Annotated in this window: 13 protein-coding genes; 5 read left to right on the top strand and 8 right to left on the bottom strand. The window is 64.2% G+C overall.

What is annotated here, in order from left to right; genetic code table 11:
- Positions 1 to 628: 628 nt before the first annotated feature.
- Genes C2I35_RS13410 through C2I35_RS13400 form a run of 3 tightly spaced genes read left to right on the top strand, consistent with a single transcriptional unit; the run spans position 629 to position 2,717 of the window.
- Positions 629 to 1,333, top strand: a complete 705-nt coding sequence (locus C2I35_RS13410; protein ID WP_281255067.1) for a phosphatidylserine decarboxylase — start codon at positions 629 to 631, stop codon at positions 1,331 to 1,333.
- Positions 1,320 to 2,084, top strand: a complete 765-nt coding sequence (gene pssA / locus C2I35_RS13405; RefSeq protein WP_103763574.1) for a CDP-diacylglycerol--serine O-phosphatidyltransferase — start codon at positions 1,320 to 1,322, stop codon at positions 2,082 to 2,084. The genes C2I35_RS13410 and pssA overlap by 14 nt, the downstream gene beginning before the upstream one ends.
- A gap of 9 nt (positions 2,085 to 2,093) precedes the next feature.
- Positions 2,094 to 2,717, top strand: coding sequence for a class I SAM-dependent methyltransferase (locus tag C2I35_RS13400; RefSeq protein WP_103763573.1), 624 nt, complete (start codon positions 2,094 to 2,096; stop codon positions 2,715 to 2,717).
- Positions 2,718 to 2,822: 105 nt separating this feature from the next.
- Here C2I35_RS13400 and C2I35_RS13395 read toward each other — a convergent pair whose 3' ends face one another.
- The 4 genes from C2I35_RS13395 to fdhD are packed head-to-tail and all read right to left on the bottom strand — an operon-like array spanning position 2,823 to position 6,974.
- Complete coding sequence (locus C2I35_RS13395; RefSeq protein ID WP_103763572.1) at positions 2,823 to 4,934, bottom strand: molybdenum cofactor synthesis domain-containing protein; 2,112 nt, start codon at positions 4,932 to 4,934, stop codon at positions 2,823 to 2,825.
- Positions 4,931 to 5,422, bottom strand: coding sequence for a molybdopterin-guanine dinucleotide biosynthesis protein B (gene mobB / locus C2I35_RS13390; RefSeq protein WP_103763571.1), 492 nt, complete (start codon positions 5,420 to 5,422; stop codon positions 4,931 to 4,933). The genes C2I35_RS13395 and mobB overlap by 4 nt, the downstream gene beginning before the upstream one ends.
- Positions 5,419 to 6,063 (bottom strand): molybdenum cofactor guanylyltransferase MobA, encoded by a 645-nt coding sequence (mobA, locus tag C2I35_RS13385; protein WP_103763570.1) that lies wholly within the window; start codon positions 6,061 to 6,063, stop codon positions 5,419 to 5,421. The genes mobB and mobA overlap by 4 nt, the downstream gene beginning before the upstream one ends.
- Positions 6,060 to 6,974 carry a formate dehydrogenase accessory sulfurtransferase FdhD gene (fdhD, locus tag C2I35_RS13380; RefSeq protein WP_103763569.1) on the bottom strand — a complete coding sequence of 305 codons (915 nt, stop codon included), beginning with the start codon at positions 6,972 to 6,974 and terminating at the stop codon, positions 6,060 to 6,062. The genes mobA and fdhD overlap by 4 nt, the downstream gene beginning before the upstream one ends.
- Positions 6,975 to 7,005: 31 nt before the next feature.
- Between fdhD and C2I35_RS13375 the strand changes: the two genes are divergently transcribed.
- Complete coding sequence (locus C2I35_RS13375) at positions 7,006 to 7,719, top strand: AzlC family ABC transporter permease (protein WP_103763568.1); 714 nt, start codon at positions 7,006 to 7,008, stop codon at positions 7,717 to 7,719.
- Positions 7,719 to 8,042, top strand: a complete 324-nt coding sequence (locus C2I35_RS13370) for an AzlD domain-containing protein (RefSeq protein ID WP_211286144.1) — start codon at positions 7,719 to 7,721, stop codon at positions 8,040 to 8,042. The genes C2I35_RS13375 and C2I35_RS13370 overlap by 1 nt, the downstream gene beginning before the upstream one ends.
- Before the next feature lie 96 nt (positions 8,043 to 8,138).
- Here the strand turns inward: C2I35_RS13370 and C2I35_RS13365 are convergent, their stop codons facing one another.
- From C2I35_RS13365 to C2I35_RS13350, 4 genes are all read right to left on the bottom strand, one after another.
- Entirely contained in the window at positions 8,139 to 8,276 is a 138-nt protein-coding gene (locus tag C2I35_RS13365; RefSeq protein WP_103763566.1) for an aa3-type cytochrome c oxidase subunit IV, read from the bottom strand.
- Positions 8,277 to 8,360: 84 nt separating this feature from the next.
- Positions 8,361 to 8,816 (bottom strand): hypothetical protein, encoded by a 456-nt coding sequence (locus tag C2I35_RS13360; protein WP_103763565.1) that lies wholly within the window; start codon positions 8,814 to 8,816, stop codon positions 8,361 to 8,363.
- 13 nt (positions 8,817 to 8,829) lie between these two features.
- Positions 8,830 to 9,864 (bottom strand): MBL fold metallo-hydrolase, encoded by a 1,035-nt coding sequence (locus tag C2I35_RS13355; RefSeq protein WP_103763564.1) that lies wholly within the window; start codon positions 9,862 to 9,864, stop codon positions 8,830 to 8,832.
- Positions 9,864 to 11,579 (bottom strand): acyl-CoA dehydrogenase, encoded by a 1,716-nt coding sequence (locus C2I35_RS13350; protein ID WP_103763563.1) that lies wholly within the window; start codon positions 11,577 to 11,579, stop codon positions 9,864 to 9,866. Before C2I35_RS13350 ends, C2I35_RS13355 begins: the two co-directional genes overlap by 1 nt.
- Positions 11,580 to 11,589: the final 10 nt, after the last annotated feature.

Here is an 11,589-nt window from a genome sequence, read left to right as displayed (position 1 = left end):
GGACCGCCTGTCTGGCTGTCGAGCGGAGGGACCGCTGTTTCTCAGTCGGTCGAGTTGGCGACGGCGCCCCGCGCCGTGGCGGTTGCGGAAAGAAGGGCGAGGCCGGTAAGCCGCGTGGCGGTCGGTGCATCTCTCATGCAGAATCTCCTCGACAGAAGGGAGCGGAACTTCGCTCCGTTACGAGACAAGACATCATGCGCCTCGGGGCGGAATGTAATAAGCTTCTGATGCACGTCACACATGAGCGGGTTTCATCAATGACGCGACTGCGCTGTCGACAATCAACGGCGCTCGAACGGTGGCGGCTCGGAGGCCATCTGCGTTCTCCTTTGCCGCATGGATAAATGGTCAAAAGAGCCGCTTGAATTCTTTGCATTTCCAGTGAGTGTCCAGATTTCGGGGGTGGCTCAGGGCCCGTCTATCTTTAGGGTGCCGTGCCGGGACTGAAGGTCGGCCAAGGGACGTGCCTACAAGTCAATCTTTAGACCGCCCCTATTGAGACCGGGCCACATTCGACGGCCCTGGAGTGTTCTTTGGTGACTCGCAGCGACCAGTCTTGCGCCGGTCGAATATACCCCGGACTTGCTCTTGGGCTTGAAGTTGTGGCTGACGGGCTCCATAACGCGGGATCACTCAGCGGACACGGGAAACCTCCATGCGAATGCTCGATACATTCATCAAACCGATGCATCCGGAAGGTAGAAAGTTCGTTGCGATTTTTGCCGCGGCGACCCTCCTGTTGTTTCTCGTAGCCGACATCCTGGGGTGGATTGGTGTTGGGCTTACGGTCTGGTGCTACTATTTCTTCCGGGACCCCGAGCGCGTGCCGCCGTCGCGAAGCGGTGTCATCGTCAGCCCCGCGGATGGCATCGTCTCGTTGATCGAGCAAGCGGTCCCGCCCGAGGAGTTGGGGATGCCTGGCGAGGCCCTGACCCGCATCAGCGTCTTCATGAGCGTGTTCAACTGCCATGTGAATCGTATGCCCGTCGGTGGCCGGATCGAAGCGGTCGCCTATCGGCCCGGAAAGTTCTTCAATGCCTCGCTGGACAAGGCCAGCGCGGACAACGAACGCAACAGTCTGCGCATCCGCATGGCGGATGAGCGGGACGTCGCTGTCGTGCAGATTGCGGGGTTGGTGGCGCGGCGGATCGTGTGTTTTGTCCAGCCGGGTGATACCCTGTCGACCTCGGAAAGATTCGGACTGATCCGGTTTGGCTCCAGGCTGGATGTCTATCTGCCCGAAGGTGTTATGCCCTCGGTTCGCGTGGGGCAGACCATGATCGCCGGAGAAACCGTTTTGGCGGACCTCAAAGTGCCTGATGCCACGAGATAACCAGACCCCACGGAACAACGCCGGCAGGAAAAGAAACGACGCCGCGCTTGTCCAGCTGCTGCCGAACCTGATCACGCTTGCCGCGATCTGTGCCGGCATGACGTCGATCAGGTTCGCGGTGCAGGCGGATTACATCTTGGCGGTGCAGCTTGTGCTGCTGGCCTGCGTGCTGGATGGCGTCGATGGCCGGGTCGCGCGCTTGATGCGTAGCGACAGCAAGATCGGCGCCGAGCTCGATTCGCTGGCGGATTTCCTCAATTTCGGTGTCGCGCCGCCACTGATCCTGTATTTCTGGGGCCTGCAGGAGATCCGCAGTGCGGCCTGGATTTTCGTTCTTTTCTTCACGGTCTGCTGCGTCATCCGGTTGGCGCGTTTCAATGTCGATCACAAGGTCGAGGAGGCGCCGGGGCCGAGCGCCCACTTCTCGGGGGTGCCGTCGCCTGCCGGTGCGGTGCTTGTCATGGTGCCGCTTTTCCTGTCGTTCGCATTCGAGACCGTGCAACTGCCCGGCTTCGCAATCTGCATCTACATGGTGCTTGTCGGCCTGTTGATGATCAGCACCGTGCCGACACTGTCGCTCAAGGGCGTGTCGATTTCGCGGGCAAGGGTGAAGTTTTTCCTGGTCGGCGTCGTCCTGGCCGGGGCCGCCTTCTTTACATTCACCTGGATTGCATTGTCTGTGCTGTCCGTGTGCTATCTGATCATGGTGGCATGGTCCGCCGTGACAAAGGCGCGAGAGTTCGGCAAGTAAGGAGAACGCATGGATATCAACGCCGTCAGTACGTCCTACGCCCGGTGGGCTCCAATCTACGACAGGACATTCGGAGCGGTGACGAATGTCGGCCGGAAGCGTGCGGTAGAGTATATCAACACCCGCCCCGGCACCGTTCTCGAGGTGGGCGTGGGCACGGGGCTTGCGCTCGAGCATTATGACCCGGCGATGCAAGTCAGCGGGATCGACTTCAGCGAAGAGATGCTTGCCAAGGCCCGCGACAAGGTGCAGCGCCTGAATCTGGGGCATGTCAGGGAATTGCGGCAGATGGATGCCCGCACCCTTGATTTCCCGGACAATCACTTCGACACGGTCGCAGCGATGCATGTCCTGTCGGTCGTTCCCGAGCCCGAGCGCGTGATGCGCGAAATAGGCCGGGTCTGCAAACCGGGCGGTAAAGTGGTGATCACGAACCATTTCGTGCGGCAGACAGGCGTGCTTTCCGTTCTGGAGAAAATGCTGGCGCCAGTGGCCAATGTTATCGGGTGGCATTCCGATTTCGAGATCGAAACCGTGCTTGGCCAAGAGTGTCTCAAGATCGACGTGCAAAAGCCGTTGCCGCCCCTTGGAATGATGACTTTCCTCGTGTTGGAGAAAGCGTCAGACCAGTAGTACATGGCTGCTTCGGGCGAACCTGCGGAGCAGAGGCTGCAGGTTTCTGGACCATCCGGTTTGGCCCGAAAACAGGCTTGCGCTACGGGTCGGGTCAAGATCCGCTCAGTGGAAAAAACTGGCGAAGGGGATGTAGGTGACCGGATCGCCGGGACTGATCGTGATGGCTTGGTCGGGAAGTTCGACCAGCCCGTCGGCCCAGCTCAGGCCGCTTATGCGCCCGGAGCCTTCGGATTTGAATATTTCGGCCTGCCCGTCTGTGACCCGGGCGCGCAGGTATTCGCGGCGGCCGGGTTTCTTGGATTTCGAGAAGGCGGCGGGCAGGGAAAAGCCCTGTGGACGGTGCCAGCCCTGGCCCGAGAGGAGGCCCATCGCGGGACGGGCGAAGACGAGCGTGCAGACGAGTGCGGCGACCGGATTGCCGGGGAGGCCGAAGACGGGTGTGCCGTTCCAGAGCCCGAGCGCGAGCGGGCGGCCCGGTTTGACGGCGATGCGCCACTGAGACATGGCGCCGGTCTCGTTCAGCAGGGCCGAGACGTGGTCTTCGTCGCCCGAGGAGGCACCGCCGGATGTCAGGATGACGTCGGCCTGTGCCGCGCCCCTGTCGAGCGCGGTGCGGAGGGTCTCGCGGTCGTCGGGAACGCGGCCGAGGTCTACGGGCGTGAAGCCGAAGCGTTCGGTCAGGCCGAGAAGCATGGGGCGGTTGGCGTCGAAAATCTGGCCGGGTGCCGCGGACGCACCCGGCTCGACCAGTTCATCGCCGGTGGACAGGATCGCGACGCGCAGGGGGGCGTGGACGGTGAGGTCGGTGTTGCCAGTGGCGGAAAGGAGCGCGAGGTCGGCGGGGGTGAGCTTGCGGCCCTTCGGCAGGATCGTGTCGCCGGCCAAGACGTCTTCGCCCGCCTTGCGGGTGTTCGCGCCGGGATTGACGCCGGGGCGAAAGGCGATGGCGGTTTCGCTGGCGGTGACGTCCTCTTGCAGGATCACGGTGTCGACTCCCTGTGGCAGGGCGGCGCCGGTGAGGATGCGGATGGCATGGCCGGGGGGCACGGTTCCCTCGAACGCCTTGCCAGCGGCGGCGCGGCCGGGCGTGAGTGGCAGGGTCTGGTCGCCTTCCGTCAGGCTGGCATGGGCAAAGCCGTAGCCGTCGACGGCGGTGTTTGCATGGGGGGGATTGGCCCGTTTGGCCGTCACATCGGCGGCAAGGATGCGGCCAAGTGCATCGGTGAGCGGTAGGGTTTGGGTCGCAACGACCGGGTGCAGCCTGTCCTGCAGCATGGAGAGGGCATCGTCCACCGGGGTCCAGTCCACGCCGGCAGGCAGCGCGAAACAGTCGTCGCGCAGGGGTGGGGGGCGCAGGGTATCGTCGGCGGTGGCCATCAGTTTGTCCTCGTGTTCCAGCCCCATGATCCAGCCTTCGACCGGGGCGTTGACGTCCAGCATGGCGGCCAGCGCGTCGGGGTGCAAGCGGGCGACGGCACGGGCCAGCAGACGCACCTGGTGGGCGTCGCGGATGCCGCCGCTTGCCTCGGCCTCTTTGACGATCCGATTGATGAGGCCGGGCCAGATCTCGACGAGGGCGACGGGTTTGTCGAGAGGCTCGAAGGGCCATGTGGCGATCAGGCCGGGGAAGCGTTGGCGCAGACGGTGCAGGATGGGCAGGCCGGTAAGGACTTGGCCGCCAACGGCGCCCGCGCCGGAGAGTTGCCAGCACGTGAAGCTGCCCTCCGCCTGCTTTTCGACCGCGCGGCGGTCGGGGAAGGGGTTGTGGTAGGTCCGTTTGGTCCTTGGCAAGCCGGGAACATCGTGATTGGGGCGACCATTGCCCCAGAACGGGCCGATGCCATCGCCGAGCGTTCGATTGACAAGGCCGGCGACGTCGAAACGGTTGTTGGTCTTGGGGCTGTCTTCGATATGTCTGTCCAGCCAGCTCCAGACGGCGAACGGGTCATCGGTGCCGGCAAGTGCGCGGGCGAAGCCATCGGGATAGGCGAAGGGGAAGTCGAGGCCGATGAAGAGGCGACGGTTGGCGGCGGTCTCGGTTTCGATGAGGTTGGCGAGTAGGGTTTCAGCCTCAATACGGTTTCGTATGTATTGTGGTGCGGTATCGTTTCCGTCGCGGGTGAGGCCGAGCCATATCGCGTCTTTGCGCGGACGGGCGCCGGTGTCGTTGCCACCGGACCAGTCGATGATTGCGACCGTGTCGTACGGGGTCACAAGCCGACCTGTGCCAAGATGAAATCTGCGATAGCTTTCGTGTCGTCGAGGTCGAAGACGGGGCGATCGAGGTCGAGGGGCGTGTCGCTGGCCACGGCGTGGATCGTCGGATCGCCCGGTGCGATCAGCGGGTTGCCGGTGACGGAGCGGTGCGCCTCGACCTTGGGATGCGCGTCGCGCTTGTAGCCTTCGATCAGCACGAGATCGACCGGGGAGAGCTTGGAAAGAAGCGTGTCGAGCGAGGGTTCGTCCTCGTCGCGCAGCTCGTGCATCAGGGCAAAACGAGCGCGGGAGGCGAGCAGCACCTCGGTCGCACCGGCAACGCGGTGGCGGTGGCTGTCCTTGCCGGGGTGATCGACGTCAAAGCGGTGATGCGCGTGCTTGACGGTGGAAACGGTCAAGCCGCGACCCGAGATTTCGGTCACGAGGCGTTCCATCAGGCCGGTCTTGCCGGCGTTCTTCCACCCTACGACACCGTATAGTTTCATCTGCGGTCTTTCATCATGTCCTGCGCGCGGGCGAGATCCTCGGGCGTGTTCACGTTGAAGAACGGATCGCCCGGGATGTCAAACAGCGCCTCGCGGCCGCCATGCTTTTCGGTCCAGAGGACGACCTTGCGCAGCCCGTCCTGCAGGGCCGTACGCAGGTCGTCGCGCAGGGCTGTGGGCCAGAGGCCGAAGGTGGGATGGCGGACGAGGCCGGAGCGGGACATGGACTTGGTTTTCTCGTCCGCGCCACGCGGCGTGGCGGCGAGGACGAGCGGGTGAGTCATGTCTGCCGCTGTTTCGGTCAGGTGAGATACGAGATTTTCGGGAAAAAACGGCGTGTCTGCTGCGACGGTAACGATGGTGTCCGCGCCTTGCGTCGCGGCCCAGTCGAGACCGGCCAGCACGCCCACAAGTGGCCCGGGGAAATCGGGCAGGGAGTCGGGCAGGACCGGCAGACCGAGATGCGCGAAGCGGTCGGGGTCGCCGTTGGCGTTCAGGGCCATGCCCGCCACCTGTGGGTCGAGGCGGGCGATGACCTGATCGAGGATCGTTCCGTCACTCAGCGGGAGCAGGCCCTTGTCGCCGCCGCCCATGCGCGTGGCGAGGCCGCCCGCGAGGATCACGCCCAAAGGCTTGGTCATGCGTCTGCGCTTTTGCGGCGGTGTTTCTTGTCCTCATCGGGGATTGAGGACGGGTCTGCGTCGCGTACCAGACGTTCCTCGCCCGCAAGGCAGACAAAACGCCGGCCGCGCATCCGGCCGATAAGGGTGAGGCCCACCTCGCGGGCGATCTCGACCCCCCAGGCAGTGAAGCCGGAGCGGGAGGCGAGGGCGGGGATGCCCATCAGCGCGGTCTTGATGACCATTTCCGAGGTCAGGCGCCCGGTGGTGTAGAGCAGCTTGTCGTCGGGTGACACGCCTTCCGACAGCATCCAGCCGGCGATCTTGTCGACGGCGTTGTGGCGGCCGACATCCTCCATGTAGACCAGCGGGCGGTCGCCCTGGCAGAGCACGGTGCCGTGGATCGCCCCGGCCTCCAGGTACAGGGACGGCGTGCGGTTGATCGTGCTGGCGAGCGCGTAAAGGTCGGAGGTCTTGACCCGCAGGTCTGGCAGGGTGGTGTCCTCCAACCCCTCCATCATATCGCCGAAGACGGTGCCCACGGCACAGCCCGAGGTGCGGGTCTTTTTCTTGAGCTTTTCTTCGTAGGTGGTTTCGCCATCGGTGCGCACGACGACGGTTTCGAGATCCTCGTCATAGTCGACGCCCTTGATCGTCTCGTCGTCCTTGAGCATCCCCTGGTTTCTCAGGAAGCCGACGGCGAGGTAGTCGGGGTAGTCGCCGATGGTCATGGCGGTCACGATTTCCTGACCGTTGAGGAAAATCGTCAGAGGCCGTTCCTCGACCACCGCGATATTCGTCGGATTGCCGTCATGGTCCACGCCTTCCACGGACCGTGTCAGGCGCGGTGCCTTGGGGTCGGGAGCGATGATATACGCGTTCGGAGTGTCGGTCTTCGCCAATTGCGGTCCCTCTAATTGCAGGATAGGCATCCTAGGGTAAGTGGTAACGTAAGATGTTCGGATGACAACGGAAACCGACAAGTCGATTTTCTTCAAAGGGGTACGCGATGCGGCCCCCTTTGTTTTGGTCGTGTCGCCCTTTGCCACGCTCTTTGGCGTGGTGGCGACCGAGGCCGGGCTGAACGTGCTGGAGGCGCTGACCTTTTCCTTTGCGGTCATCGCGGGGGCGGCGCAGTTCACGGCACTGGCGTTGATGGTGGACAATGCGCCGGTCATCCTGGTGCTGGCCTCGGCGCTGGCGGTGAACCTGCGGATGGCGATGTATTCCGCCGCGCTGACACCCTATCTGGGGGCCGCGCCGCTGTGGCACCGGGCGCTGGCCGCGTATTTCATCGTCGACCAGAGCTATGCGTTGGCGCATATGCGGTTCGAAGAGAACCGGGATTGGGCCTTGCGCCAGAAGCTGTTGTATTTCTGGGGGACGGTCGTACCGGTCTGCCCGTTCTGGTACCTGTTCACGGTCATTGGCGCGGTGCTCGGCAGTTCGATCCCCGATTGGATGGCACTGGATTTCGCGGTGCCAATCACGTTCATCGCGATCATCATGCCGATGCTCCGCACGCGGGCGCACCTGGCGGCGGCTCTGGTCTCGGTCGTGGGGGCGCTGATCTTCGCCTTTTTGCCCTATAACCTCGGCCTTTTCGTGGCGGGGATTGCCGCGATGATGACGGGCGCCGAGATCGAGCGGCGCACACACCCGGACGGGGGCGTGTGATGGATACCGCAACCATCTGGACCGTGATCGTCCTTCTTGGGCTGGGCAGTTACCTGCTCCGGTTCTTTTTCATCGGCATCGTCGGGGACAGGCCGCTGCCGCCATGGCTGCTCAGGCATTTGCGCTATACCGCGGTTGCGATCCTGCCCGGGCTGGTGGCGCCGCTGGTCTTGTGGCCCGCGGCCACGAACGGAGAGCCGGACCCGGCGCGGCTGGTGGCGGCGGCGGTCACTGTCGTGGTGGGTGGATGGACCCGCAACATCATCGCGGCGATTCTATCGGGCGGTGTCGCGCTTTACCTGATGCTGTACCTGGTGGGGTGACGCGGCGCGCTTTTGCGGGGCAGGCGTCACATAACAAAACGCCCCCTCAGTGTCCTGCGGGGGCGTCGCATTCCTGTCGGTTCGCCGACGCGCGGCCTAGATGTTTATCATCGCCAGCAGAATAAGAAAGATAATGGAGCCGGCCGCGACGTAGGTCGATGCCTTCAGGAAGCCCTCGAAGGTCTTTTCCTGAACCCTGATATCCATTTCGCCGTGCTTGTGTTCGTTGGCCATGATCCCGATCCTCGTGTGCGGTTGTCACTGTTCGCGACTGGATAACGGATTTCAAAGCGGCTGTCACGGCCCGGAACGTCGCAGTCAGGCAGACGTTTCCAGATCCTGCGCAAGGCGGAAGCCGATACGCGCCGGCTCGGATGTTTCGGGTGGTTTGGGCAGGGCACGGAGCATCACGCCAAGCTGGCTGACATGCTGGATCAGCTGGGTCTTGGCGCCCGACGGATCTGAGCCGTAGAAGGTGACGATGTCGGGATCGAAATAGCCCATGCCCTCGATGCGCAGGGTGCCGGGGCTGCCACCGGCAAAGCCCATGGCGACCTCGTGCTCGTTGTCGAGCGTCTTCTCGAAGTTCTGGATGTAGAGAATCAGCCGCTCGTAGGCCCATTGTGCGGGGCTCTTGGCGCTTCCGGCGTTCTCATTGATCAGGTTGTCGGGAATCTCTGTACAGGGTGTGTTCGGATCGACATGTACCTCGTGGCATCGGGCGAGAACGGCGCTCTCTGCATACTCTGCCGTCGTTTCGATCACGTCGTCCATGTTGGCGTACCCCTTAAACCTTCCAGAGCCACGCACCTTCCGGGTTCAGATGACGCGTGATGCGGCCAGCCTGATACAGATGATTCAGGTGTGCAATCGCCTCGACCAGTGCAAGGCCGTAGGTGCCGCTGTCAATCCTGCGCTTGAAGAGCGGGGGGAAGCATTCGGCGGCCGTGCGCGGCGTTTCGAGATGGGCTTCCAGTCGTTCCAGGGCGTGGTGATGATTGTGGGCCAGTTGGCGCATCCGCGTGGGCAGACCGGTGAAGGGCAGCTTGTGACCCGACAGGACCAGCTGATCGGGTCTGGCAAGCGCAGACAGGCGTTCGCAGCTGTCCAGCCATTCACCCAAAGGGTCGGCATCGGGCTCGGTCGGGTAGACGCCGATATTGGGGCTGATCGACGAGATGATCTGGTCGCCCGCGATCACAAGCGCATCGTCGCGGGACCAGAGCGTCAGATGCTCGGGCGCGTGGCCGTGGCCCACATGGATGTCCCAGGTTCGGCCGCCGGCGGTGAGCGTGCCGCCCTGTTGCAGGCGGGTGTAGCCAACCGGGATGGGCGCGCAGCTGTCCGCGAAGTTGAACGGTCGGTCGTTCTTGCGGGCCTCATAGATCTCGGGGTCCATGCCCGCGCGTTGCCAGAATTCAAGCGCCTGTGGCGTGGGGCGATCCTCGACATCGAGGATCAGCATCCGGGCCATCAGGTAGGCGGTGCGGGTCATCAGGAGGTCCGCGCCGAAGCGGTCCATCAGCCAGCCCGCCATGCCGATATGGTCGGGGTGGTGGTGGGTGAGGATCACGCGGGAGACCGGTTTGCCTTTCAGCGGCCCGGTCAGCACGTCCTCCCACAGCGCGATGGAGCGTTTGGTGCGCACGCCGGTATCCACTATGGTCCAACTGTCGCCCTCGTCCAGCGCGTAGATGTTGACGTGGTCAAGCGCCATTGGCAGGGGCAGGCGGATCCAGAGGATGCCGGGGGCCACTTCGACCGCCGCGCCGTGCTCCGGTGCGCTCTCCCAGGGGGTGGTGATCTTGCTTCCGTCGGCCATCAGGCGGCAAAGTCCTCGGGGGCGAGGGCGTAGAGGTCGTCGGCCCCGGCGGTGGCGTGGGCAATATGCGCCTGCGCCTCGGGCAGGATGCGGGTGATGTAGAACCGCGCCAGCCGGGCACGGGTGCCATCGGTGTCGTGCATCGCGGCCAGCAGGTGCGCGTGACCACCAAGGACGCGCGCGAAGGCCCGCAGGAAGGGCACAGCGCCGGCGAAGCGGTTGTTCATGTCGTTCTGGGCGACCATCCACTCCGTCGCCTCGCGCAGGGATTCGGTGGCTTGCCAGACGGGCTCGGCCAGCTCGGGGTGCTTGGCGCGGGCGGCTTCGGCGGTGCTTTCGATCTCGTCGAGGATGGCATAGGCGGCCTCGCCCCCGTCCATCAGCTTGCGGCCCACGAGGTCCATCGCCTGGATGCCGTTGGTGCCTTCGTAGATTGCGGTGACGCGGACGTCGCGCAGGTATTGCGCGGCGCCGGTTTCCTCGATGAAGCCCATGCCGCCATGCAGCTGGATGCCCATGTTGGCCACCGCGATGCCGGTATAGGTGCCGAACGCCTTGGCGATGGGGGTGAGGAAGGCGGCGCGTGCGGCCCAGTCGGGCGCGGCGGTGGCGGTTTCCATGTCGATGGCGGCCGCACAGGTGAGCGCGATGGCGCGGGCGGCGAAGGTCTCGGCCTTCATCGTGGCCAGCATCCGGCGCACGTTGGCGTGGTCGATGATGGTGCCGGTGCCGTTCTCTATCGTGCTGCGGCCCTGCTTGCGGTCTTGCGCATATGCCAGCGCGTGCTGGTAGGCGCCGTCGGCCACGCCGACGCCTTGCGTTCCGACGCCGAGGCGGGCGTTGTTCATCATGGTGAACATGGCGCGCATCCCGTCATGTTCCTCGCCCACCAGCCAGCCGGTCGCGCCGTCATACTGCATCACCGCGGTGGGGCTGCCATGCAGGCCCATCTTGTGTTCCAGGCTGACGACCTTGAGGTCATTGGCGCGGCCCGGCTCGCCGTTCTCGTCCGGGATGAATTTCGGCACGAGGAAAAGGCTGATTCCCTTGGTGCCGGGTTTGGCGTCGGGCAGGCGGGCCAGCACGAGGTGACAGACATTCGGGGTGAAATCATTGTCGCCCCAGCTGATATAGATTTTCTGGCCGGTGATGGCGTAGGTGCCATCGTCGTTGGGCACGGCCTTGGTGGAAAGCGCTCCGACGTCGCTGCCGGCCTGCGCCTCGGTCAGGTTCATGGTTCCGGTCCATTCGCCGCTGACCAGCTTGGGCAGGTAGGTCTGCTTGAGCGCGTCGCTGGCATGGTGCTCCAGCGCCTCGATCTGGCCCTGGGTCATCAAGGGGCTGAGTTGCAGGGACAGGCAGGCGGCCGACATCATGTCATTCACGGCCGTGGTCACGGTCATGGGCAGGCCCATGCCGCCATGCTCGGGGTCGGCGGCGATGGCGACCCAGCCGCCCTCGGCAATGGCCTTGTAACCCTCGGCATAGCCGGGGCTGGTGCGCACAACGCCGTTTTCCAGTTTCGCGGGATGCAGGTCGCCGGGGCGTTGCAGCGGGGCCAGCACCTCTTCGCACAGCTTGCCGGCCTCGGACAGGATGGCAGCCGTCACATCCGGCGTCGCCTCGGCAAAGCGGTCGGTGGCGGTGACGCGGTCAAGGCCGACCACGTGATCGAACAGGAACTGGAAATCCTCGACAGGGGCGCGGTAGGGCATCGGTATCTCC

Origin of the sequence: Roseovarius confluentis, from assembly GCF_002917925.1 — a bacterium.
Lineage (GTDB): Bacteria > Pseudomonadota > Alphaproteobacteria > Rhodobacterales > Rhodobacteraceae > Roseovarius > Roseovarius confluentis.
Note: the sequence above shows the minus strand (reverse complement) of the source record. Positions and strands in the feature narration are given on the sequence as shown.

What these genes read in the sequence shown, in the direction of transcription:
- pssA (WP_103763574.1), top strand. Translation starts at nt 1,320, where the DNA reads ATGCCACGAGATAACCAGACCCCACGGAACAACGCCGGCAGGAAAAGA.
- C2I35_RS13400 (WP_103763573.1), top strand. Translation starts at nt 2,094, where the DNA reads ATGGATATCAACGCCGTCAGTACGTCCTACGCCCGGTGGGCTCCAATC.
- mobB (WP_103763571.1), bottom strand. Translation starts at nt 5,422, where the DNA reads ATGAAACTATACGGTGTCGTAGGGTGGAAGAACGCCGGCAAGACCGGC.
- mobA (WP_103763570.1), bottom strand. Translation starts at nt 6,063, where the DNA reads ATGACCAAGCCTTTGGGCGTGATCCTCGCGGGCGGCCTCGCCACGCGC.
- fdhD (WP_103763569.1), bottom strand. Translation starts at nt 6,974, where the DNA reads ATGCCTATCCTGCAATTAGAGGGACCGCAATTGGCGAAGACCGACACT.
- C2I35_RS13375 (WP_103763568.1), top strand. Translation starts at nt 7,006, where the DNA reads ATGACAACGGAAACCGACAAGTCGATTTTCTTCAAAGGGGTACGCGAT.
- C2I35_RS13370 (WP_211286144.1), top strand. Translation starts at nt 7,719, where the DNA reads ATGGATACCGCAACCATCTGGACCGTGATCGTCCTTCTTGGGCTGGGC.
- C2I35_RS13365 (WP_103763566.1), bottom strand. Translation starts at nt 8,276, where the DNA reads ATGGCCAACGAACACAAGCACGGCGAAATGGATATCAGGGTTCAGGAA.
- C2I35_RS13360 (WP_103763565.1), bottom strand. Translation starts at nt 8,816, where the DNA reads ATGGACGACGTGATCGAAACGACGGCAGAGTATGCAGAGAGCGCCGTT.
- C2I35_RS13355 (WP_103763564.1), bottom strand. Translation starts at nt 9,864, where the DNA reads ATGGCCGACGGAAGCAAGATCACCACCCCCTGGGAGAGCGCACCGGAG.
- C2I35_RS13350 (WP_103763563.1), bottom strand. Translation starts at nt 11,579, where the DNA reads ATGCCCTACCGCGCCCCTGTCGAGGATTTCCAGTTCCTGTTCGATCAC.